General features: G+C 40.1%; 16 protein-coding genes. 7 read left to right on the top strand and 9 right to left on the bottom strand.

The window, feature by feature from the left end; translation table 11 throughout:
* The first annotated feature begins 283 nt into the window (after positions 1-283).
* On the top strand, positions 284-1,216 hold the full coding sequence (locus H5159_RS19135; protein WP_182780847.1) for a ChaN family lipoprotein: 933 nt from the start codon (positions 284-286) through the stop codon (positions 1,214-1,216).
* Between the two features lie 48 nt (positions 1,217-1,264).
* Here H5159_RS19135 and H5159_RS19130 read toward each other — a convergent pair whose 3' ends face one another.
* From H5159_RS19130 to H5159_RS19105, 6 genes are all read right to left on the bottom strand, one after another.
* Positions 1,265-1,486 (bottom strand): plastocyanin/azurin family copper-binding protein, encoded by a 222-nt coding sequence (locus H5159_RS19130; protein WP_220496477.1) that lies wholly within the window; start codon positions 1,484-1,486, stop codon positions 1,265-1,267.
* 320 nt (positions 1,487-1,806) lie between these two features.
* Positions 1,807-1,980, bottom strand: a complete 174-nt coding sequence (locus H5159_RS19125; RefSeq protein ID WP_240915886.1) for a hypothetical protein — start codon at positions 1,978-1,980, stop codon at positions 1,807-1,809.
* Positions 1,977-2,720, bottom strand: a complete 744-nt coding sequence (locus H5159_RS19120) for a HugZ family protein (RefSeq protein WP_182736542.1) — start codon at positions 2,718-2,720, stop codon at positions 1,977-1,979. The genes H5159_RS19125 and H5159_RS19120 overlap by 4 nt, the downstream gene beginning before the upstream one ends.
* Entirely contained in the window at positions 2,717-3,505 is a 789-nt protein-coding gene (locus H5159_RS19115; RefSeq protein WP_182720232.1) for a heme ABC transporter ATP-binding protein, read from the bottom strand. Before H5159_RS19115 ends, H5159_RS19120 begins: the two co-directional genes overlap by 4 nt.
* Positions 3,502-4,554 carry an iron ABC transporter permease gene (locus tag H5159_RS19110; RefSeq protein ID WP_182720233.1) on the bottom strand — a complete coding sequence of 351 codons (1,053 nt, stop codon included), beginning with the start codon at positions 4,552-4,554 and terminating at the stop codon, positions 3,502-3,504. The genes H5159_RS19115 and H5159_RS19110 overlap by 4 nt, the downstream gene beginning before the upstream one ends.
* Positions 4,551-5,360, bottom strand: a complete 810-nt coding sequence (locus H5159_RS19105; RefSeq protein WP_182715959.1) for a hemin ABC transporter substrate-binding protein — start codon at positions 5,358-5,360, stop codon at positions 4,551-4,553. The genes H5159_RS19110 and H5159_RS19105 overlap by 4 nt, the downstream gene beginning before the upstream one ends.
* A gap of 139 nt (positions 5,361-5,499) precedes the next feature.
* Here H5159_RS19105 and H5159_RS19100 point away from each other — a divergent pair, with 139 nt between their 5' ends.
* On the top strand, positions 5,500-7,581 hold the full coding sequence (locus H5159_RS19100) for a TonB-dependent hemoglobin/transferrin/lactoferrin family receptor (RefSeq protein ID WP_182780846.1): 2,082 nt from the start codon (positions 5,500-5,502) through the stop codon (positions 7,579-7,581).
* Between the two features lie 261 nt (positions 7,582-7,842).
* On the opposite strand, the gene H5159_RS19095 is transcribed toward H5159_RS19100, so the two are convergent.
* A complete protein-coding gene (locus H5159_RS19095) occupies positions 7,843-8,514 on the bottom strand; it encodes a hypothetical protein (RefSeq protein WP_182720234.1) in 672 nt (223 codons plus the stop codon).
* A gap of 108 nt (positions 8,515-8,622) precedes the next feature.
* On the opposite strand from H5159_RS19095, the gene H5159_RS19090 reads away from it, so the two are divergent.
* The gene (locus H5159_RS19090) at positions 8,623-9,498 is read left to right on the top strand and encodes a LysR family transcriptional regulator (RefSeq protein ID WP_182715957.1); all 876 of its coding nucleotides are present in this window, start codon (positions 8,623-8,625) and stop codon (positions 9,496-9,498) included.
* Between the two features lie 263 nt (positions 9,499-9,761).
* Here H5159_RS19090 and H5159_RS19080 read toward each other — a convergent pair whose 3' ends face one another.
* The gene (locus H5159_RS19080; RefSeq protein WP_182780845.1) at positions 9,762-13,784 is read right to left on the bottom strand and encodes a rhombosortase-dependent M36 family metallopeptidase; all 4,023 of its coding nucleotides are present in this window, start codon (positions 13,782-13,784) and stop codon (positions 9,762-9,764) included.
* 149 nt (positions 13,785-13,933) lie between these two features.
* Here H5159_RS19080 and H5159_RS19075 point away from each other — a divergent pair, with 149 nt between their 5' ends.
* Positions 13,934-14,458 (top strand): hypothetical protein, encoded by a 525-nt coding sequence (locus H5159_RS19075; protein ID WP_182715955.1) that lies wholly within the window; start codon positions 13,934-13,936, stop codon positions 14,456-14,458.
* Here H5159_RS19075 and H5159_RS19070 read toward each other — a convergent pair.
* Positions 14,455-15,972, bottom strand: a complete 1,518-nt coding sequence (locus H5159_RS19070; protein ID WP_182780844.1) for a sensor domain-containing diguanylate cyclase — start codon at positions 15,970-15,972, stop codon at positions 14,455-14,457. The genes H5159_RS19075 and H5159_RS19070 overlap by 4 nt on opposite strands.
* 369 nt (positions 15,973-16,341) lie before the next feature.
* Between H5159_RS19070 and H5159_RS19065 the strand changes: the two genes are divergently transcribed.
* From H5159_RS19065 to H5159_RS19055, 3 genes are all read left to right on the top strand, one after another.
* Positions 16,342-18,153 (top strand): glycoside hydrolase family 3 protein, encoded by a 1,812-nt coding sequence (locus H5159_RS19065; RefSeq protein ID WP_182780843.1) that lies wholly within the window; start codon positions 16,342-16,344, stop codon positions 18,151-18,153.
* Between the two features lies 1 nt (position 18,154).
* Positions 18,155-18,889, top strand: a complete 735-nt coding sequence (locus tag H5159_RS19060) for a 5-oxoprolinase subunit PxpA (protein ID WP_165723784.1) — start codon at positions 18,155-18,157, stop codon at positions 18,887-18,889.
* 153 nt (positions 18,890-19,042) lie between these two features.
* Positions 19,043-21,061 carry a S9 family peptidase gene (locus tag H5159_RS19055; RefSeq protein ID WP_182780842.1) on the top strand — a complete coding sequence of 673 codons (2,019 nt, stop codon included), beginning with the start codon at positions 19,043-19,045 and terminating at the stop codon, positions 21,059-21,061.
* The last annotated feature ends 202 nt before the right edge of the window (positions 21,062-21,263 follow it).

The following is a 21,263-nucleotide window of genomic DNA, read 5'->3' as shown; positions in this document are numbered from 1 at the left end:
GCTAAGTAAACCTTATCTCACGATACTTATATCGCTCCTTATACAGAAGCAAAATTACTATTTACAATACAACAGTTAATTCAAGTCAGGAAATCTTAAATGCATTTGATATAAAAAGATGACCGCCTGCTTCTCGCTCATAACTGCCTATCAATTGCACTCTACAATGTCTTATTTGATCTTCTTTGCTTATTTATTTTTTACTGTTTTTGGCTGGCTTAATAGGTATTACAATTATATGATATTGATAATTATTTGCATTAAAAGGTTTTGAAAGGTGTGTATGAAAAAGTCTATGTTAACTCTGGCGTTAGTTACGGGTTTGAGTGGTTGTAGCACAACAACTGTGCCGCCTGATAAAAGCTCGTCGCTTTATTACACTGCGCTTTATAATGCACAAGCAAAGCCTGTTAGCTCTGTATTATTAGAGCCCAAGCTATTAAATGCCGATGTGGTTTTAGTAGGTGAATGGCATACGCACCTGGGTGTGCATTTATTTCAGGCTGAGTTATTTGAGCAATTAAGTAGAGTCAATAAACGCACTGCCCTGTCGCTTGAACAATTTAGCCGCGCCGATCAGCTTACTTTAAACCAGTATGTTAAAGGTGAAATTGGTGAGCAATACTTAATTGACAACACCCAAGCGTGGCCTAATTACAAAAGTGATTACCGTGCGTTGGTAGAGCTGGCTAAAGCGAACAATAGCGATGTAATCGCTGCAAATGCGCCAAAAAATATAGTCACCTGTATTGGCAGGCAAGGCATAAGTTACCTAAATAAACTTGATGAAACACAGCAGAGCTTCATTGCAGCCGCTATTGATACATCCCCCAGTGATTATAAACAACGTTTTATGGCGTCAATGCACCACGGCTCACCGAGTCAAAACGAAAACTATTTTGCAGCACAAGTTACATGGGATGAAACTATGGGGGAGTCTATTGTTAACTATGTAACAGCGCATAAAAATACGCAGGTAATGCATATTTCGGGCGATTTTCATGTAAAAAATGGCGAAGGTATAGCGCGTGTTATTAAGCGTTTAGCGCCAGAGTTAAATGTTGTTTGGATATCGCCGGTAACAAGCGTGCAAGCTAATCAAACAGGGTATCAGTTGCAGGTTAATCCTTTGCCACCCCGTTATGTACAAAAAGAACATCAACAAGCGGCTTTTAAAGCTTTAGCCAAACGAGGCGAGCAAACGCATTGCCAATAATAAAATAGGGTGTATTACACAGTGTTAGTGCAATACACCCTTTGATATTTATTTAAGCGTAAATGTGCCTTTCATCATGGCGTAATGCCCAGGAAAAGAGCAAAAATACGTGTAGTTAGTCCCTGCTGTTAAGGCGCTAGTATTAAAAGTAACTTGCGCTGATTTGCCACCGCCAATAATGTCGGTAGCGGCAAGTACGCGAGTATCGTTAGGCTTTAAGTAGTGGTTACTAAGCCCTGCTGCGTTGCCATCGGTTATTATAGCTTGCATGTTTTTCTCGCTAGCAAGCACCTAGTTATGGCCCATAACATTGGCGGGTAATTTACCTACGTGGATAGGGCGTGTTGTTCTTTGATGGTTGAATTTGCAGCAGTGTGTTTGGTTTTTAGGCAAGGCAGAGCCTATGAAGTGTGGTTATTCCACATAAATAGGCGATAACGCAGCATAAATGCCAAACATGCGCTGCCCTTCGGGTTCTGCCTAGGGGCGATAAACTCTTTGTTGCTCGATTTTTACTTAGCCCACTAGGTTACAAACCTCGCGCCGCGATTTAATAGCCCCTAGATTGAACAAATTTCAATCCGCAAAGCTCAACACGCCCAAAGCTTTACAGTTACTTTTTTACAGCTTTTAGGAGCGCTTAGCGTTTTAGTTGAAAACTGCATCATGTCGTTTGCATCAAGGCTAAGTGTGCATTCGTCTGCATGTGCTGCATTGACACTAAGTAGTAGTGCAGTACTTAGTAAAGCAATTAATTTTTTCATACTGTTTCCTCTGTATTAGCTAAGTTGTTGCGTGCTTGATTGGTTAACGTAACCAGCGCTTTACGTACCTCTAACGGGCTGTTGCACTGGGTTTTAAAATTAATAAAGTAATTACGCTTTTGGCTTTGTATATAAAAACCAGTGGGTAATAGGCCGCTCATTATAGGGGTGTTATCGGCTACGCCGTAGTGCTGCATTAATATGAGCGACATAGCATCTTGGTGATCTTCATTCATATGGTTAATCATGCTTTGCTGTTGGCTTTCATCCCAGTTTTTTGCCTCGCCCTGCCACTCGATTTGTTCAAGCCAAAATATTTTGCCAAAGCCGCCAATGTAACGCACTCGCACTACGTCTAATTGCCATAATTGAAAGTCGTGCGCGTTGCGATAGCTAGCGGCTTCGGGGTATAGGGAAATATAGTTATCAAGTAAAGTGTGTGCTTGCTCACTTGGCACAATAGAGCCATCGCCTACAAGCGTTACGCGGCCGTGCTCGTTTTGATCGCCACTGTCGGTGGCATCAAACACAGTTAGGCTCATACGTGAGTCGTGCTTTAGATTTTTAGTGTGCTGGGCTATATCGCTAATAAAAAAGTAAACGCGGCCTTGTTCGTCGCACATATAGGGGGTTACTGAGCCAAACGGGTAACCGCGTAAATTATTAGAAATGGTCGACATAACACCGGCATTGGTTTTGTAAACCAATGTGCGTGCATCGTTTAACGCTTGCTCTCTCATAAAAACTCCTGACGTTGAGAAAAAACCATGGGTGCATCGTTATAAGGATGAGGGTTTACGTGCAGTTTCATGGCGTACATTTGTTGTAAGTTTTGTTCAGTTAATACGGTGTTTATAGGCCCACTTTGCAGCACTTTTTTGTTGTGCAGTAAAATAGCATCGGTTGCATAAAGGCTGGCCAAGTTTAGATCGTGTATTGCAATAATGGCGCTGTTACCCTGCTCTACAAATGCTTTAACGCAGCTGAGCAAAGCATGTTGATGGCGCATATCAAGTGCTGATGTAGGCTCGTCGAGCAGCATTAGTTTTGGCTCGGCCGATTGTGTAAAAGCGTTTAGCTGCGCTAAAGTACGCGCCATATGTACGCGTTGTTGCTCCCCGCCCGAAAGCGCACTTACGCGGCGAGTTAAATAATGGCTTAAATCCATAATAGCGGCGTATTTATTTACTTTTTCGCTTTGCATTTTTAATGACTCTACATACGGGTAGCGGCCCATTGCAATAAGCTCAAATACAGTAAAATCAAACCCTATGTGGTTTGCTTGCATCATCACTGCGCGCTGTGTGGCTAGGCGTTTTTTAGCATGAGCGGCCAGCGGCTTAGCATTAAAAAGTACACTGCCTGTAAAGGAGTGCATACCTGCTAAGGTATGCAGCAAGGTAGATTTACCTGCGCCATTTTCACCAAGTAGTGCTACAAGTTGCCCTTGTTTAGCGCTGCCATTAATAGCGTTTAAAACGCTGTGATTATCAAAGCCAACGCTTAGATTGTTAAACGTGATCATGACCAACCTCGCTTATTTTTCACTATTAAATAAATAAACAATGGCGCACCCAATAATGCAGTAATAATTCCAATGGGTAGCTCTGATGGCATTATGGCAATGCGTGCTAGCCAGTCAGAAAGTAGCAATACCACTACGCCAATTAGCATACAAAGCGGCAGCATATTACGTAAATGCGGCCCCACCATTAATCGGGCAATATGCGGGACTACTAAACCAACAAACCCTATTAAGCCGGTAAGTGCCACAACCGCCCCTACTCCTAGTGCAACAAGTATAATTACATATAGTTTGAGCTTGTTGGTGTCTACCCCTAGGTACTGAGCTTGTGACTCGCCAATAAGGAGTAAGTTCATGGGCTCTTTTAACCGCCACAGGCCAATTAGGCTGATAAACAGTAACGGCGCAGCTTGAATAATCGTGCTCCAGCTTGCTCCGCCTAATGAGCCCATGGTCCAGTAATTTATTAATCGTAGCGCGCTATCGTCGGCAAAAAAGCTCAGTAGCCCAATAACCGCAAATGCTAACGCGTTAATAGCCACCCCCACTAATATAAGTGTGGTGATATTAATTTGCCCTTGCTGCTTGGCAATAAAATATACCAGCGAGGTAACACCAAGCGCCCCTAAAAAAGAGGCATAAGGTAAATACAACTGCGCGTTAAAATTAAACTGCGCGCTAAGTGCTATAAACGCCACAGCAACCATAGCCGCACCCGCACTAATGCCAATAATAGATGGATCGGCCAATGGGTTGCGGCACAGCGCTTGCGTTGACGCACCTGTTTGGGCAAGCACCAACCCTACAAGCACTGCAAGCACAAAGCGTGGCAAACGTATTTGCATTACGACATTTATTTGCAGCGCATCAAACTGATTAAAGCGCTCGGGTGCAAGCCAAGCAATGGCTAAACGCCAATCCCACCCTGCTGGCCCATACCCTATGCTAAGTAGCGCCAAAGAAAAAATACACACAGAGGCTAATAGCATCCATTTATGGGTTTGGCTAAGTGTTACAGGGTTAAAACGGCTCAATGTTAGGGTGTTCATAAGCGGATTTTATACTCGTTAAGCTCATTAATTGCTGTGGCTATACGCGGCGACATGCCAAGCGAAAGTAGGCTATCCATTACAAGTAAGTTACAGGTTTGCGCCGCTTTTAATAAGTGTAGTGTAGGTTGCTCACAAAAAGCCTGCTTACCGCCAAGGCTTTGTACAACATGGGCTGGGGCTACTAAAAAGTCGGGCTGATTTACAGCCAGTACTTCACTATTTATTGCTTTAAAGCCTGAATGCGTAGCGCCTATATTGGTAATGCCTGCATAGCTAAATAATAAATTAGGGACGGTTTCTTGCCCGGCGGCAACAAGCCCGCGCTCATTAGCTGAGAGTAAAAATAGCGCGCTGTGTGTTTGCGCTTTTGCTTTTTCAGGTAACGATTTTGTAATGTGTGTAATAAGTGTTTGTGCTTTTTGCTTGGCGTTTAAATCGTCACCTAAGCGTTTTATTAGCTCAAGTAGCTCGTTAACTGAGGTCGGCTTTTTATAATGAATGAGCTTAACCCCTGTTGCCTCAATTTGCTTAAGTGCTTGGCTTCGCCCTGCGCCTTCAAGCGCTAACAAGGTGGTTGGACGCATTGAAAGTACGCCTTCTGCCGCTAATTCACGGTAATAACCCACCTGTGGTAATTGCGTAGCTTGCTGTGGGTACATACTAGATTGATCAACAGCTACAAGGGTATTTTGTTTGCCTAGCGCATAAATTATTTCAGTAAGGGTGCCGCCAGCGCTAATAACGCGCTCTTGTGCAAGTGCAGATTGGGCCATTAAAGCAAACAATATAAATAGGTATTTCATTACACACTCCGGTTTTATTTTTTGGCTATTATAACCAGTTAAATCTAAATGAAAATGATTATCATAATTAATTGATCTTAATTTGACTTAGTTGTAACATCTCCGCCATAAATAATAACTATTATCATTTGGAGTTAAAATGAATCCCTCTGCGTTTAGATTTACTGCTATTGCAACCTTACTACTCGGCTCGGGCACTGCCATTGCCGAAAACATAATTGACGATCATATTGTTGTAAGTGGCTCGCGCTTTGAGCAAAAGCTTAAAGATGTTACAGGCTCAGTTACTGTTATTACCGAGCAAGACATAGAGCGTCAGCTAGCTGTAGATTTACAAACCATGTTTAAGTACGACCCAAGCATTGCAACGACAGGCAGTGGCGCAGGCGCGCAAACACTTACAGTACGTGGTGTTGGTGGTAACCGGGTTGTATTTATAAAAGATGGCCGACGCACCAACGATGGTTATGCAGGTGGAGGGGGCTATTTAGTTGGCCGTAATTATTTTGACGTAGCAGGTGTAAAACAAGTAGAAGTAGCCAAAGGTGCTGCATCGTCATTATATGGCTCTGATGCACTTGGTGGCATTGTGGTTATAACCACTAAAGATCCTAGTGATTATTTAAAAAATAACAGCAGCTTTGTAAAAATGGCGCTTGGGTATCAAGGTCAAAGTAATCAAGTTGCCGCCGATATTACTGCGGCAAAAGACTTAGGCGACTTTGCAGTAAGCGCCGTGTATAGCCACCGCGATAGCGAAGAAGTACAAAACTATGACGAAAATTTACCCGGTTATGATGCTAAGTCGGATGCTTTATTAGTTAAATTTGAGCAACAGCTTGATGAAAAACGCACACTTAAATACACCCTTGATTACTTTAATCAAACAACTGAGCAAGTAATAACCCCCGCTGTTCAAGAAACCGAAGAAGATGACACGAGTTGGTCACTGGCGCTCGATTACCATTCAGAAGTAGCAACCGCCGCGTTTGATAAATGGTATGGGCAAGTGTCTTATAGTAGTTACGAGCAACAAAGCGATCAAATTAGTGGCGCAAGCACCTACACCGATTATAACGACTATCGTTTTGAGCAAAATATTTTAGGTTTAAAAGCGGTATTTAATAAAGGGTTTAACGCAGAGAGTGCCGATCATGAAGTGGTATACGGGATTGATATAGACTTATACGACACCACCCGCCCACGTTTTAAAACCCGTATTTTAGCCGATGGCACTGTTGATTTTACAGATCAAAAACAAAAAGCATTTCCGGGGGCTGATACCTCTTTAATTGGCGCTTATGTACAAGATAGTATTTCGTTTAATAATAGCGCGTGGTCAGTTATTGCGGGTGTGCGATATGATTACTACACCCTAGAGGCTAAAAATGATGAGCTATACGCCGATGCGCAGCTTGGTGATATTACCGAATCTGCTTTTTCGCCTAAGCTAGGTGCTATATACCAAGTGGATGATAACTTGTCGTTGTACGGGCAATACGTACGAGGCTTTAAAATACCACCACACGACCAAGCCTATCAAAGCCACGGCGTTGAGCCGTTTTATCAAATATTACCAAACGCCGATTTAGACCCTGAAAGCAGTGATTCGTTTGAGCTTGGGCTAAGATACGCCAGCAGCGATATTAGTGTAAATTTAAGTTCTTTTTATGCAGCATACGATGACTTTATAGAAACCGCCGTAGTGGGTGTTGAGCCAACGTACATTCCTGGCGTAAACAAAACGCTGTATCAGTACCAAAATATTAGCGAAACACAAATAAGCGGTGTTGAAGCAGGAATTGCCATGTATGTAGCTGAAAATATACTACTAGAGGCAAACGTGGCTTACGTTGATGGTGAAAATAAAGAAACCGATCAGCCTCTTACCAGCATTAGCCCGTTAAATGGCTCAGTATTGTTAAGTACAGAACAGGGTAATATTAACTGGACCGCCGCGTTGCGTTTGGCTAAATCGCAATCGGATGTAGTACTTGATACAAACGGTAATAAAACTACGCAAGGACATGGCTACGGCGTTGTTGATTTATACGCAAACTACGAATGGCAAGCGTGGCAGCTAAATGTAGGTGTACTTAACTTGCTCGATAAAGAATATGTACCTTTTGAGTTGATTGCAGGTCAATCACAAGGTGCTGATTTTAGCCAATACACCCAACCTGGGCGTAACTTTTCAGCCAAAATAAGCTATGAGTTTTAATTAGCTCCTAGAAAATTAAATAGCAACAAACGCTGCATGAAGCTGCAGCGTTTGTTGAGTTTATTTTTATGATGACACCCAACCTAATTTTTTATTTATTGATTCCTAGATTCTAATTGGAAGTGCACCACCTAATTCATTATGGCTAAAGTACAAAATTAACGGTGGGTGTCATCTCAAAATTTAATCTTAAAATTTACTAAAAACAAAGTAACACTTTATAAGCCAGCGATTTAAAGCCAAAATCACTGGTTTTATAAATTAATTAACTGCAAAGTCTTTTGTTTCTAAATAGCTTGGTACGGTTTTAAAACATGCCTCTAGTTTGCTTTTAAGCGCAGTGCTTATCGAAGCATCACACTTCAATTTCCCGTTATATTTACTCATAGTAAGCGGTACTAAGCTTAACGAGTCATAGCTTGGCTTGCTTTGTATTTTATGAATTACTAAACCTTGCTGCTCTGTTAGCTTTATTAATGTAAACACATTTTTTTGTGCTTGATTAGTCGTTATTTTTTCAACATATAGCGGGTTTTTAAAGGTTAGCTTTGTAGTAAAAAGTGCGTTGCCACCGCGTTCAAAATGGCCGTTAAATACAGTTACATTTAAGGTGGGTGTCTTTTTATTTATTAATAAATTTAGGTCAAATTTGGTTGGTAAAATAGTGATCTGTTCTTGCTCGTCTGCTGCTTTATTTAAAATATTTTTGATTGTTTTTAAGTGGGTGTCATCCGTAGTTACTTCATACACTATTTGGTAGTTGTGTGGAGGGGCGTATAAAGGCATGTGGCTGGCAAGTACTTTATCGCCGGCTAAAATAAGCGCCATACCATGGAAGCCATTATAGCTGTGGGTTATGTGTGAATTGTGTTGAGGTGTATTTGCGTGCGCTGCACTCGATAATAAAATAAAAAATAGCAGTATGTGTTTCATGTTAGTGCTCAAAAAATATATATAGCGCCACTATAAGCTGATTTTTATATACAAATAATCGATAATAAGTGATTAGTTGTTTCCTTTTAGTTAATACGGTTTGGCGCTATGCATTTAGATGACATTGAAAAAGTAATTCATATGGCGGGTTCGCAAAATCTGCATACAACCGCTAAGCACTTTAATATTACCCCAGGTGCGCTGTCTAAAACGCTAAAAAAGGTTGAGGCAAATTTAGCCACGGAGCTGTTTAACCGTGTAGGTAAAACCTTAGTACTCAATGATAAAGGCAAAGAGTTTGTTAAGCACAGTAGCGATTTAGTTCATAATTACCAGCAGCTTACTAGCCGTTTTAAAAGCGATAATCATAAATTTAATGCGGTTATTGCAGGCCCTGCCATTTTACTCAAAAGTGGCGTTAAAAAGCTGCTTACACCCCTTAGTAACCTGCCTTGCTCGGTGCGTATTAATAATGTATTTGAAGGTGAAGCCATAAGCCAAGTTGCATCAGGTTCGGCGCATATTGCGCTAGTTACTCGCGAGGCATTAAACAACAGCTCACATACTAATTTAGTGGCGGTTGACGTATTTAATACTGAGTTTAGTGTAGCTGCGTCTCCTTCACATCAGCTAGTACAAAAAGGCTTTTTAACACTCAATAAAAACCAATTACTACAGTTGTCTTTTGCATGCCCGTTGTTTTCACCACTGTGCGGCCTTGAACAAGGTATTGGCTCCGACGGTTGGCAAGATGAAATAGCCCCGCGCAATATTGTATTTAGATGTAGCGATTACAGTGCATTAATAGAGGTGATACAAAGTGGCTTGGCGTTGGCATATTTACCAAATTTCGTGATTGATGATTTAGGGCTTAAAAAATTAACTGTAAAGGGGGTTAACAGTCGCTACAGCGAAGACATAGTAATGATTTACAAACCATCAAAAGCTGATGGCTGGCTTAATAAACTCATGCACTCTTTGTAGAGAATTTATCAATTTAAGTTCAATGTAAAGTATTACTTAGCTAAGCAGTGGTTAGCTAATATCAGCAACAATGCACTGATTACGGCCATGTTCTTTTGCATGGTAAAGTGCTTTGTCAGCACATTTGTAAACTTGGTCTATGTCGTTACTGTGCTCAGGACTAAAAAAATCAAACTAAGTGCATAAAAAAGGCCAGATGCAAACGCTACTGGCCTTTCATTAAAACCGTCATGTATTTAGAGATGACGGGATGTTATTTAAACTTATTTACTTACGTTTTTACGGCGTCTATTAAACCATACTAATGGAGTAAGTAATAAAGCTATAAAGCCAAAACTACCACCACCGCTAGATTTTGATTCAGTTACAGGCACTGTTGCTACCGCTTCATTTTTTACCATTACAGTACTTTGTTGAGTCACAGTTGTTACACCATCACTTACGGCAACTTCAAAAACAAGCTCTTCATCTGCAGTAATAGCTGCAGGTGTGAAGCTTAAAGTTTCAGTGTCAGTACCAGTGAGCGTAGCAGCACTACCGCTAACCTGAGTCCAAGCATAAGTTAGTGTTTGACCATTGCGATCTGTAGCTGTTGCTGTAATTGTTCCTGTAGCAGATTCAGTAATTTCCGCCGATGCACTTTCGACTAAAACAAGTGGGGCTGCGTTATCACATGCTAGTGAATCACCCGCTACAAGCTCTGAAAATACAGGAGATAAAACGTTAGACATAGTTAGGTTATCAATCCACCAACCTAAATCATCAACTGCGCCATCTGATGAGATTCTAAAGCGCACTTTTACTAAGTTGCCGTTTAGAGCATCACCAAAGTTGATAGTTTCATAATTACCATACGCGCCACTATCTTGTACGTTATTACCTGTAAAAGTTTCACGTTCTTGAAGTTCTTGCGAATCATTTTCGATTAGAACAGCGTCATAGCCAACATCAAATGTGCCGCCAATTTCAGTAGCATCAACCCAGTCACCGCCATTAACACTAACTTCTACAACACCACCATCCCAGTTTTGCTCAATACTATAGAAATGCCAAAATGAGATTTCAAAGTCGCCTGAGTAACCAACTTCGAATGACTTACTCTCTACTGCTACATCTGATTGGAAACCATTATTTACAAGGCGCATTGCCTGTGTGCCTAGCCCAAACCCACCTTGTTCAAAGAAGGCAATATTACCACTATTATCCATTACCTGAGTGCCAACAGCTAAGTCACCACCAAACATTACGTTTTCTTTTAAATCTAATAGTGATGAACTTGCTACTTCCATATCATCTGAAGCTACAGCTCCAACAGGCATTTCTGATTTAAAGCCCATATTTACTTCAAACGTGAGTGTTTGATCAAGCGCTTCAACAATATCATCGTCTGTTTCAATTTCAGGAAATGTGACTTCAATTTCTAGTGTTTCAGCTGTACCCGCTTCGTTCAAAGTAACTTTGATATCGTTACTTGTTATTGCTTCGTACGGTTGAACTTCACCAAAAGTAAGTAAACCATCATTTTCAAATGTTACATCGTGATCGCTTATAACAGTCAGCTGTGCTGTTGTACCACTAAGTACTTCACTACCACGGTTAGTAATTGTTACGCTAACCGTACTCGTTTCGCCTTTATCTAAAATATTGTCGTTAGTACAAAAACCAAGCTCTGTACCATTGTACATGTTGTTTAAGTCAGCACTTGCAAATGCATAGCTAGAAAGCTGTGTTTTATCTGATTCAACCACACCAGTAAGGTCATTACTGAAACGATCTGGCGATACTGCGCCAAGACCCATACCACGTTTAGCAAATGCACCTACCATTAATTTGTAATCAGCAGGGTCTACTGCATAGGCAGCAGCTAAAATAGCATCACGTGCTTCAGTGTAGGTTGGTGCAATAGGTGTTAATTTGTAACCTGCAACTAAGTAATCTGCCATTCGAGTTTGTGCTTCATTAAAGCCATGCTCGTTAATAAGCGCTACATAGTTTTCCCATAATACAGTTGCCCAAATTTCGCCGGCAGCATGAGGAGAAGCCACGCTTGTTGGTGATATACCAATATCAGCACCAGCATTTTCAGTAATATGGCGGAACGACAATGCATTTACATCTGTATCAGTTGAATAAGGAAGACGACGAATACCGAAGTAGAAGTCTTCTACAAATGTGCCGCTACCATATGCTTTTTGGAACTTATCGTTACCTGTAATATTTATATCGCTTTCTTTAGCGATAAACATTAATGAGTGGAAATCGCCCCAGCCTTCGCCCATTGCGCGGCCTTGGAAGTTAATAAGGCCTGATGAATTACCGACTAAGCGGTTACTAATATAGTGACCCCATTCATGAGCAATAATACCATTATCAAACGTACCATCTTTTAATGTTGCTTTTGTAAACATGTTTACAGTAACAACTTCACGAACATCAATTAGGTCATACATTGCATGACCATCAGCGTAATTTAAACCCATATTTGGAATGGTTACAGTATCGTCTTCACCGCCCATTGGTGCCGGTTCTGCCGTATCTGGGTCATTATTAACAACGATAGTTGCTATTGCGCCTGCATCTTGTGCATTTTTTACTTTAACTGTAAAAGCACATGAACCACGGTCTACAATTGCAATTTTTCCTGCTAGTTCAGCTGCATTTATAGCAGGCTCACAACCATCATTTACACTTGTTGAATCTACTGTATTTCCATCATCTAAACGAACAACTTCTGCAGCCACGTCACTGAATTGGTATTTACCAAAGCCCGATTCTTTTGTTGAAGCTAAAAGACCTAAAGAATCATGTGAAGTTACTGTAATACCAAAATCTACACCAACAGTGGCATCTTTACTGTTGTACAAGTACATTTGCATACGTGGACTAGCACCATCAGCTGGCGTAGACATATTTGCGTTATTACGACCTGAGTTATCTTGAGCCTGTGCTTCAATCGGGTCACCTTCTACGCCGCCACGACCAAAGTTAGATACCTGCGCTACATTTGACGTTTCATCAAAGCCATGGTCATAGAAAAAATCATGTAAAAAGTTATTCATGTAAAACAAGTTAACAATAGCCGCTTTACGGTTTGCGTAGCTATTTGCGACTTCATCTACTTGATAAGGGTAGTCAAATGTGAAGTCTGCTGTTGTTTCAGCAGTAAAGTCACCTTCACTAAAGTCTTGAGGTGCAACCACATCTGCGTAAGCAAATACGTTATTACCTGATGTTGTTGTTGCGTCATCAGCTAACCATGGGTCCATTGTGCTTAGTTTGCTGTAGTAAGATAGAGATACCATTGGCGCATCTAAAATCTCAGTCTCGTCTACTTGTCCTGGGCCATCTGCAGGAATTACGTCACCGTGCGGGCTTTCCATTGGGTAGCCATCTTGGTTTGCGTAAACACGGTAATTAAAGTCAGCTGCATGAGATTTCAAATCTTTCGCAAAATATACTTTGCTGTTATTTGAATCTACTACGTAGCTAAAGTAGTCACTTTCTAAAGAGCCAACTTCTGCTACTTCTACTTCAATGTAGTAAGCTGATTTAAGCTCGCCTGCAACTTCAAAAAACACTTCTTTTGCACGTGGTGTACCTAAAACAATCTTAGAATCATCTAATGATTTAGCCTCATATTTTGCATATCCACCTTCGTTACCAATTTTACGAAGTGAGACATCAATATTTGCTAATTCACTAAATGCTTTTCTTATGCTTTGCTCAGAGCTTACAAAACCAGTTAACGCAGCAAGTTTATTTTTAGATGACGACGTATCAGCAAAATAACCCGAGCTTGCTACTAAGTTGTACTCTTTATCCATTAACAAGTTGTATTCGCGGTTAAAAACTTCAACACCGTTTACTTGTTGTTTGTATTTTGCACTAATAGAACCGCGTTTTTGCTCTGATAAATCAACCATAACAGCAGAAGATGCTGTTGCTTTACGATTACTAATACCTGTTAAAGTTTCAATATAAAAGTCAGCAGCATATTGATTACGGTTATCAGCTGCGATTAAAGCCATGTCAGGCTTACGCTGACCTATTGCTTGCCATAAAAATGTTGCTTTACCCATTTGTGCATCGTAAATAGATTTTTGACCCGACACAGTGGCGCGTTCGGCTAAGGTTTTCTGCTGAACGGCAGCTAAAGAAGCGCCCTGAGTAACTGAATTTGTTGCACTTACATCATAAAATCGAGTTTGTTCAGCGGCCGTTAGTTCACCTGCTGCTAATGTAGATGTTACAACCATGGCAATAGTTGTTAATTTGAATTGAGACATGTATCCACCTGTTTGTATTTATTATGTTTAAATACTTAATGTTTTTAAATTGATTGTTTTATGTAAACATCTAGTTAAGTTGTTAATATACAGACTTGAATAAGGCTGAATAGCTTTAAATTTAAAGAAAAGTAAACAAAGGTAAACGAATGCAAAAAATAATTTTTACAAGTGCAGTGCCAATAATCGCAGCTTTATTACTATCTGCATGTAATAACAGTGAAAAAACAGAGGTTAACAACTCTCAGGTACAACCTAAAACAGCAGAGATCATTATAAAAGAACCATCTAAGAACCAGAAAAGTGACATTATTTTCCCTAAAAAAGAAAGTAGTCAAGGTGTTGTTAAAAATGCATCTAAAAGCATAAATTCATCTGGTGATAAACTTATCTTTAACTCTGAGCAGTTATTTAAAGGCGACGTTATTTATAATCAGAACTTAAAACAAAAAGGTGTAGTAACAGGTACTCTTACCATTACACTAAATACCGATTCTGTGCCTGATGAGTTAAAAAATAATTATGAATTAGTCAAGTCAACAGCTCACAATTACACATTACTTGTTGAAAAGGATGTTGATATTGCAGGATTGTCTAGTGCTCTAAACAGCTATAAATCAGTGACCAATGTAGAAATTGCAATTAACTATTCACCTATCGAAACACACTTTTAATCAGCAACAATGCACTGATTACGGCCATGTTCTTTTGCATGGTAAAGTGCTTTGTCAGCACACTTGTAAACTTGGTCTATGTCGTTACTGTGCTCAGGCCAAGTTGCAATCCCAATAGAAATTTTTATAAAGCCGATAGTTTCCATATTTGTAGCCTCAACAGTTTTAAGTAGTCGCTCTGCTATTTTGAGCGCACTTTGGCTGTTTTCATTAGGCAAGACAAGTACAAATTCTTCACCTCCTATACGTGCTACGATATCGTCTTTTCGAGATAATTTTTTGATAATATCAGTAAGCGATTTAAGAGCTTCATCTCCTTTATCATGGCCAAAGGTATCGTTAACTCGCTTAAAGAAATCGATGTCTATCTCTAAAATAGCAAATGGAGTTTGCTTAAACATCAACTGGTTTAATAAACCGTTTAAACTCCTACGGTTATGAGTATCAGTTAGGGGATCTGTTTGCGCATCATGACGAAGCTGACCTATCTGCATTTGCAAAGTATTAACTCCATTGAGCATTGCAATTTTTAGTCTTTGGCTTTCAAAGTACCAAGATTTAACACTTTTTAGCTCTTCAATACTTGTTGGATCGTCAAGTGTATTTGCTTTGTCTGCTAGTTGTTTTAAAGGTCTAGAAATTAAGTGAGCAAAAAAACCTATTAAAAGAAACGTAATAACAGCCATCGGTAATGTACGTTTTATTACTTCAGTTATGAGTAAATCAAGTGACGAAAGCGTTGCTCTTACAGGGCGCTGAGCGACAATTACCCATTTTGCTTTAGGCACGGAGGAAAAGCCTGCTAGCATTTCTATCTCTTGGCTATTTTTAACAATAGAAGTACCGCTTTGGCCTGTAATCATATTATTAGTGATGGAATTATTTGTGACGACTGTCCCTATTAGTGCCTGATCTGGGTGATAGAGAATTCGCCTACTGGCGTCGACCACATAAATATATGTTCCACCCTCATAATAATGCTGCTCTAATAAGCTATTTAAAATATTACGCTCCTTTAGATAAAGAGAGCCACCAATATAACCAAGGTAATCTCCACTTTGATCAAACAAAGGATGAGAAATAAAAACAATAAAGTTCCCAGCAGCCGACATATAAGGCGCGCTGATTAATGGTCTTTTTTCTTGTAGCGCTTGTACAGCGCCAGGTGAGTGGATTGATTCACCAATAAGTTGCGGAAATTTAGGAGAGGTTGCGACAACAACACTATGCTTATTAATTACAACCGAGTTAAAGCTATTCGTTTGTAAGTGTAAGCGGGTCGCTTCTTGGTTTAATAAATCTTCATCATCAACTCTTTGCTCTATTTTTTTAGCTGAATAGGCCAGTTGTTGCATTGCGGATTCTAAAAAATTATCTGTTGCTGATGCCAGTTTATTGGCATAAGCATAGTTACTTTTTAGCGTGTAAGCTGTTAACTGCTCTTTTTGTACTTGGTAGGTAGAATAAAAGCTACTTACTAAAGTACTAATAGAAGCCGTAATCGCTAAAAGCAAAATAAGAAATCGAAGATTTAAGGCCGTTAATAATTTTTTCGCAAACGTATGCCATCCTAAGTACAGGTATTCAGTACCCGAACCTATAATTGTATATAAAGCCCGCAGTTATACCCTCTTGAAAATTTATTATCTAATATTAACAAAGTCACAAAAAATATAACTAAATATAACTTTTCGCTAATAGCAAAATTATAAATTTTCTTTAACTTTTACAATATGTTATTGGTTCCTCTGCCAAAAATCCTTCTTTTGCAGTTACCTCAAAAAGTAGTTAAGCTGCTTACACTTATCTACTTTTTAGCTTTGGAGTGTGTTTTGCTAAATAAGTGTATTGTATCGTCTATCGTTTTTTTATCTGGGTGCTTAATGCCATTACAATCCTCGCTTGCTAAACCCGTGCTTTCTCTTGAACAAAAACTTGGGCAAAAGCTAATACTTGACTTTCGTTACTTCTGCCAGCAAGGAGTAAGTAATAAATGCCGAACTCCAATGACCGAGTTACCTAATGAGCTCGCTACCGCTATTGCAAAATACGATATTGGTGGGGTAATTTTATTTTCTGAAAACACTCAATCGATAGAGCAAACAATTACGCTTAATAGCCAATTGCAAACAGCTGCAAGTAAATCCAGTAGTAAGCTGCCGCTATTTATATCAATAGATCAAGAAGGCGGACGTGTAGCGCGTTTACCACGCGATGTTGCCACCTCATTTACCGGTAATATGTCGATTGGCGCAACCTACAAAAAACACGGTACAAGCTTTGCGACAGCAACAGCAACAGTAATAGCTAAAGAGCTAAATTCGCTGGGTATAAATGTAAACTACGCGCCCACGGTTGATGTAAACATGAACCCCGATAACCCTGTTATTAACGTTCGTTCGTTTGGTGAAAACCCAGCATTAGTGAGTAAATTGGGCGCCGCACAGGTTGCAGGATTTGAAAGCAATGGCGTGATTACCTCGTTAAAGCACTTTCCGGGTCACGGCGATACAAACGTAGATAGCCATACAGGCTTGCCTAAAGTAAACCATGCAAAAGAAGTTATTTACGAGCAAGACCTAGCACCGTTTAAACACATTATCGCCAAGCAAAACCCAGGTATGATAATGACGGCGCATATTCAATACCCAGCGCTTGATAGCACAACGTTTATAAGTGTTAATGGCAAAACTATGGTAAAACCAGCAACAATGTCGCGCGCAATCATTACTGATATTTTACGTGGCGAGCTTAATTACCAAGGAGTTGTAGTAACTGATGCGCTTGATATGGCTGGTATTAGTAACTTTTTTACACCAACTCAAGCGGTAATAAATACATTTTCAGCTGGGGCTGACATTGCCCTAATGCCCGTTGAAATTAGAACACCCGATGACTTAAACAAACTCGATGACCTTATTAAAGAGCTTATTGCAGCGGTTAAATCAAAACAACTTGATGAGCAAGAAATAGCACAATCTGCACAGCGAATAATTACGCTTAAAAATAAATTTAGATTAAGCACTAATTTTGACCCTATTACCGCGCTCATAAATGCAAAGCAAACAATTGGCAGTGCAGCACATCGAGAAATAGAAGCGCAGCTTGCTGTAGAGGCAATAACGCAGGTTAAAAATAATAACAGTACTTTGCCGCTTAATTTAAAAGCAGGAAGTAATGTTCATATTATTATGCCCGACACGCGTAAATGTATGGCAATGCAGCAAGCGATTGAAGCTATCAGCCAGCAAAAACTTAACTATAGTTGTAGTAGTTTACAAGGGTTTAATCCGGCACAAGCTAAAACACAAATACACGCTGCTGATGTAGTTATCGCCGGTAATGCAACACCTAATCAAAGTGCGGTCGAAATTGGCGGTATGGATGATTTAAAAGATGATTCAAATTTTGCACTTAATAATGCTGAGCAGCCAAAAGCACTTGAGTCATTATTAAAAGTGGCAAAAGAAGAAAACAAAAGCACTGTATTTATAAGCCTAAGAGCACCTTACGACATTGCTAAATTTGGCGATTATGCAAATGCTGTACTTGCATCGTATGCATATAATATTGATGTAGATAAAAACGATATTGTATCTGGCCCTGCTTTTATCGCACTTGCAAAAGTGTTACTAGGAGAAGCACCGGCTAACGGCGTATTACCTGTCACAATAAAACCGCAAAAGGCGCACTAATATGAAACTCAATTGTGATTTAGGCGAAAGCTTTGGCGCGTGGAAAATGGGGCTAGACGATGACGTTATGCCACATATTGATATGGCGAATATTGCGTGTGGGTTTCATGCAGGTGACGCCGATGTAATGGCAAACACTCTTGTACTTGCCAAGCAACATAACGTACAAATTGGTGCTCACCCAAGCTACCCAGACAAGCAGGGCTTTGGTAGACGCTCAATGGTACTTAGCGAAAAAGAGCTTACAAATTGCCTGCACTATCAAATAGCCGCTATTGAGGGTATGGCAAAAGTACAAGGTTTAACACTTAGCTATGTAAAACCCCACGGCGCACTGTATAACGACATGATGGCAAATGATCAAATATTACAAACCGTTATAAATGCAATTGCCAGCTACCCAATAGATTTAAAGCTAATGATTTTAGCGACTAAAAATGCCAATAAGCACATTCAAATAGCCAAAAGCTCAGGAGTTGATCTAATACTTGAGGCATTCGCCGACAGACAGTATACCGACGACGGGCATTTAGTGTCACGAACACTTGAGGGTAGCGTTCACAACAAAGCTGCATTACTAAAACAAGTAACTCAGCTTTTATCCGATGGCAGCGTGACAACACAAACTGGAAAAAAACTAACGCTCAACGCCCATAGCTTATGCGTACATGGCGACAACGCTGATGGCATAGCGCTTATAAAAGACATAAAAGCCCTGTGTAACTCAGCTAACTAAACTTTTACACAACCACAAATAGAAGCTGTAAACCCCCTTTACAGCTTTAACTCATAGATTTAAATAAGAGCTTTATCGCATCCTACTGTTAATTTAATAATCCCTAACATATAACTACTTAGCAAATTAAAAAAAGTAACAACAGGGATAAAAATGAAAAAGCTTTTAACACTTAGCCTCATTTTAGGCTGTAGTAATTTAGCCTACGCTGAAACAAATACACTACAACTGCAAGACGTGTTTAATTTAGAGTATGCTAATCAAATAGATATAACCGAAGACGGTAAAACTGTTTATTTTGTGCGTAACCGCATGGATATAAAAACAGATCGCAAAGTGGGTAATATTTGGTCTGTTGATTACAAAACCAAACAAATGCAGCCGCTAACCTCTGGCGTGCATATGGATTATTCGCCAGTACTCTCTCCTGATGGTCAACGCCTTGCGTTTATATCAACCCGCGATGGCAGCAGCCAAATATATATTAAATGGCTTAAAACCGGTGCTATGGCAAAAATTAGTAACTTAACGAGTAGTCCACGTTCGATTACATGGAACCCTGATTCTAACCAATTAATATTTAGCATGTTTGTCCCAAGCGCTAATTCAGCGCCAGTGAGCTTACCGGGTAAACCAAAAGGCGCAACCTGGGCAGAGCCCGCCAAATTTATTGATGATGTGTATTACCGTTCAGATGGTGGCGGTTACACACAAAAAGGTTTTAGCCAATTATTTTCCATAGATGCTAACGGTGGTAATGCTAAACAACTCACTCATGATGAGTTTGACAACGCGGGCGATGTAAGCTTTAGTAACGATGGTAAATCACTTTATTTTTCTGCGAACAGGCACACTAACAACCAGCTAAAATTCACAAATAATGAAATTTATAAACTTGATTTGGCCTCGCAAACTATAACCGAAATTACTAAACGAGATGGCCCTGATGAACAACCTAAAGTATCGCCCGATGGTCGTTACTTAGCGTACACAGGTTATGACGATAAACGCACTAATTACGAAAATGCTCAACTTTATATTCGTGATTTAAAAACAGGTAACACAACTAGCTTAACGCCAAATTTTGATCGTAGCGTAGGTCAAATAAAATGGAGTGCCAATTCAAAAGGTGTGTACTTTAGTTACGCCGATAAAGGTCAAACCGCCCTTGCATATCAACCACGCAGTGGCAAGCGTAAAATAATAACAACTCAAATTGGCAGCGTTGCCTTTGGACGCCCTTATTCTGGTGGCGACTTTGATGTAAGCGAAGATGGCGAGGTAGCCTTTACCCTTGCAGATACTCAGCGCCCTGCTGATATAGCAACAATTAAACGCGGTAAAGTGCAGCGTTTAACTACCCTTAATGCAGATGCATTGGGCGACAAAGCTTTGGCTAAAGTGGAAGAAATTTGGGTTAAATCAAGCCACGATGAGCTTCCTATTCAGGGGTGGATTGCCTACCCGCCAGAATTTGATAGCAGCAAAAAATACCCGCTAATACTAGAAATACACGGCGGTCCTGTCGCTAATTATGGCCCGCACTTTAGCGCTGAAATTCAACTGTTTGCAGCCAAAGGTAATGTCGTTTTATACATGAACCCACGTGGTAGTGATTCCTATGGTAAAGAGTTTGCACAAACTATTCATCATAATTACCCAAGTAACGATTTTGATGACTTAATGACAGGCGTTGATGCGCTAATAGCGAAAGGCTTTATTGACGAGTCTAAATTGTTTGTGACCGGTGGTTCTGGCGGCGGCGTGCTAACAGCTTGGATTGTGGGTCATACCGATCGTTTTGCTGCGGCTGTAGTTGCCAAACCGGTTATTAATTGGATCAGCTTTGTACTAACTGCCGATTTTTACCCGTTTTTTGCTGATTACTGGTTTCCAGGGAAACCATGGGATCACATTGAGCATTACATGAAACGCTCGCCTATTAGCTATGTTGGAAACGTTAAAACTCCTACTATGTTGCTCACTGGGGAATCTGACTACCGTACACCAATTTCAGAAACTGAACAGTTTTATCAGGCATTAAAGTTACAAGGTGTTGATACTGCAATGGTGCGAATTCCTGATACATCGCATGGTATTACAGCTCGCCCATCAAACTTAATGACCAAAGTTGCTTATATTCAATGGTGGTTTGATAAACACACTAAATAACCTAAAATTTGTATAACATTTATAGCTCAAATAAAAGCCACTTTAAATAAGTGGCTTTTGTATTTATCGCCGTAGTATTCAAACTGTAAACCCCCTTTACACTTCTGTGACAGTTAAATATCGGACTTAGCTAAAACTTCAGTTAGTAAAATTTCGGTTTATAGCATTTTTTGTAACTTGAGTTGGTAAAAAATCGGTTTGA

The organism is Pseudoalteromonas sp. SG43-1 (assembly GCF_014164415.1).
Classification (GTDB): domain Bacteria; phylum Pseudomonadota; class Gammaproteobacteria; order Enterobacterales; family Alteromonadaceae; genus Pseudoalteromonas; species Pseudoalteromonas distincta.
The sequence above is the reverse complement of the archived record's forward strand: the minus strand, read 5'-3'. Positions and strand labels throughout refer to the sequence as shown.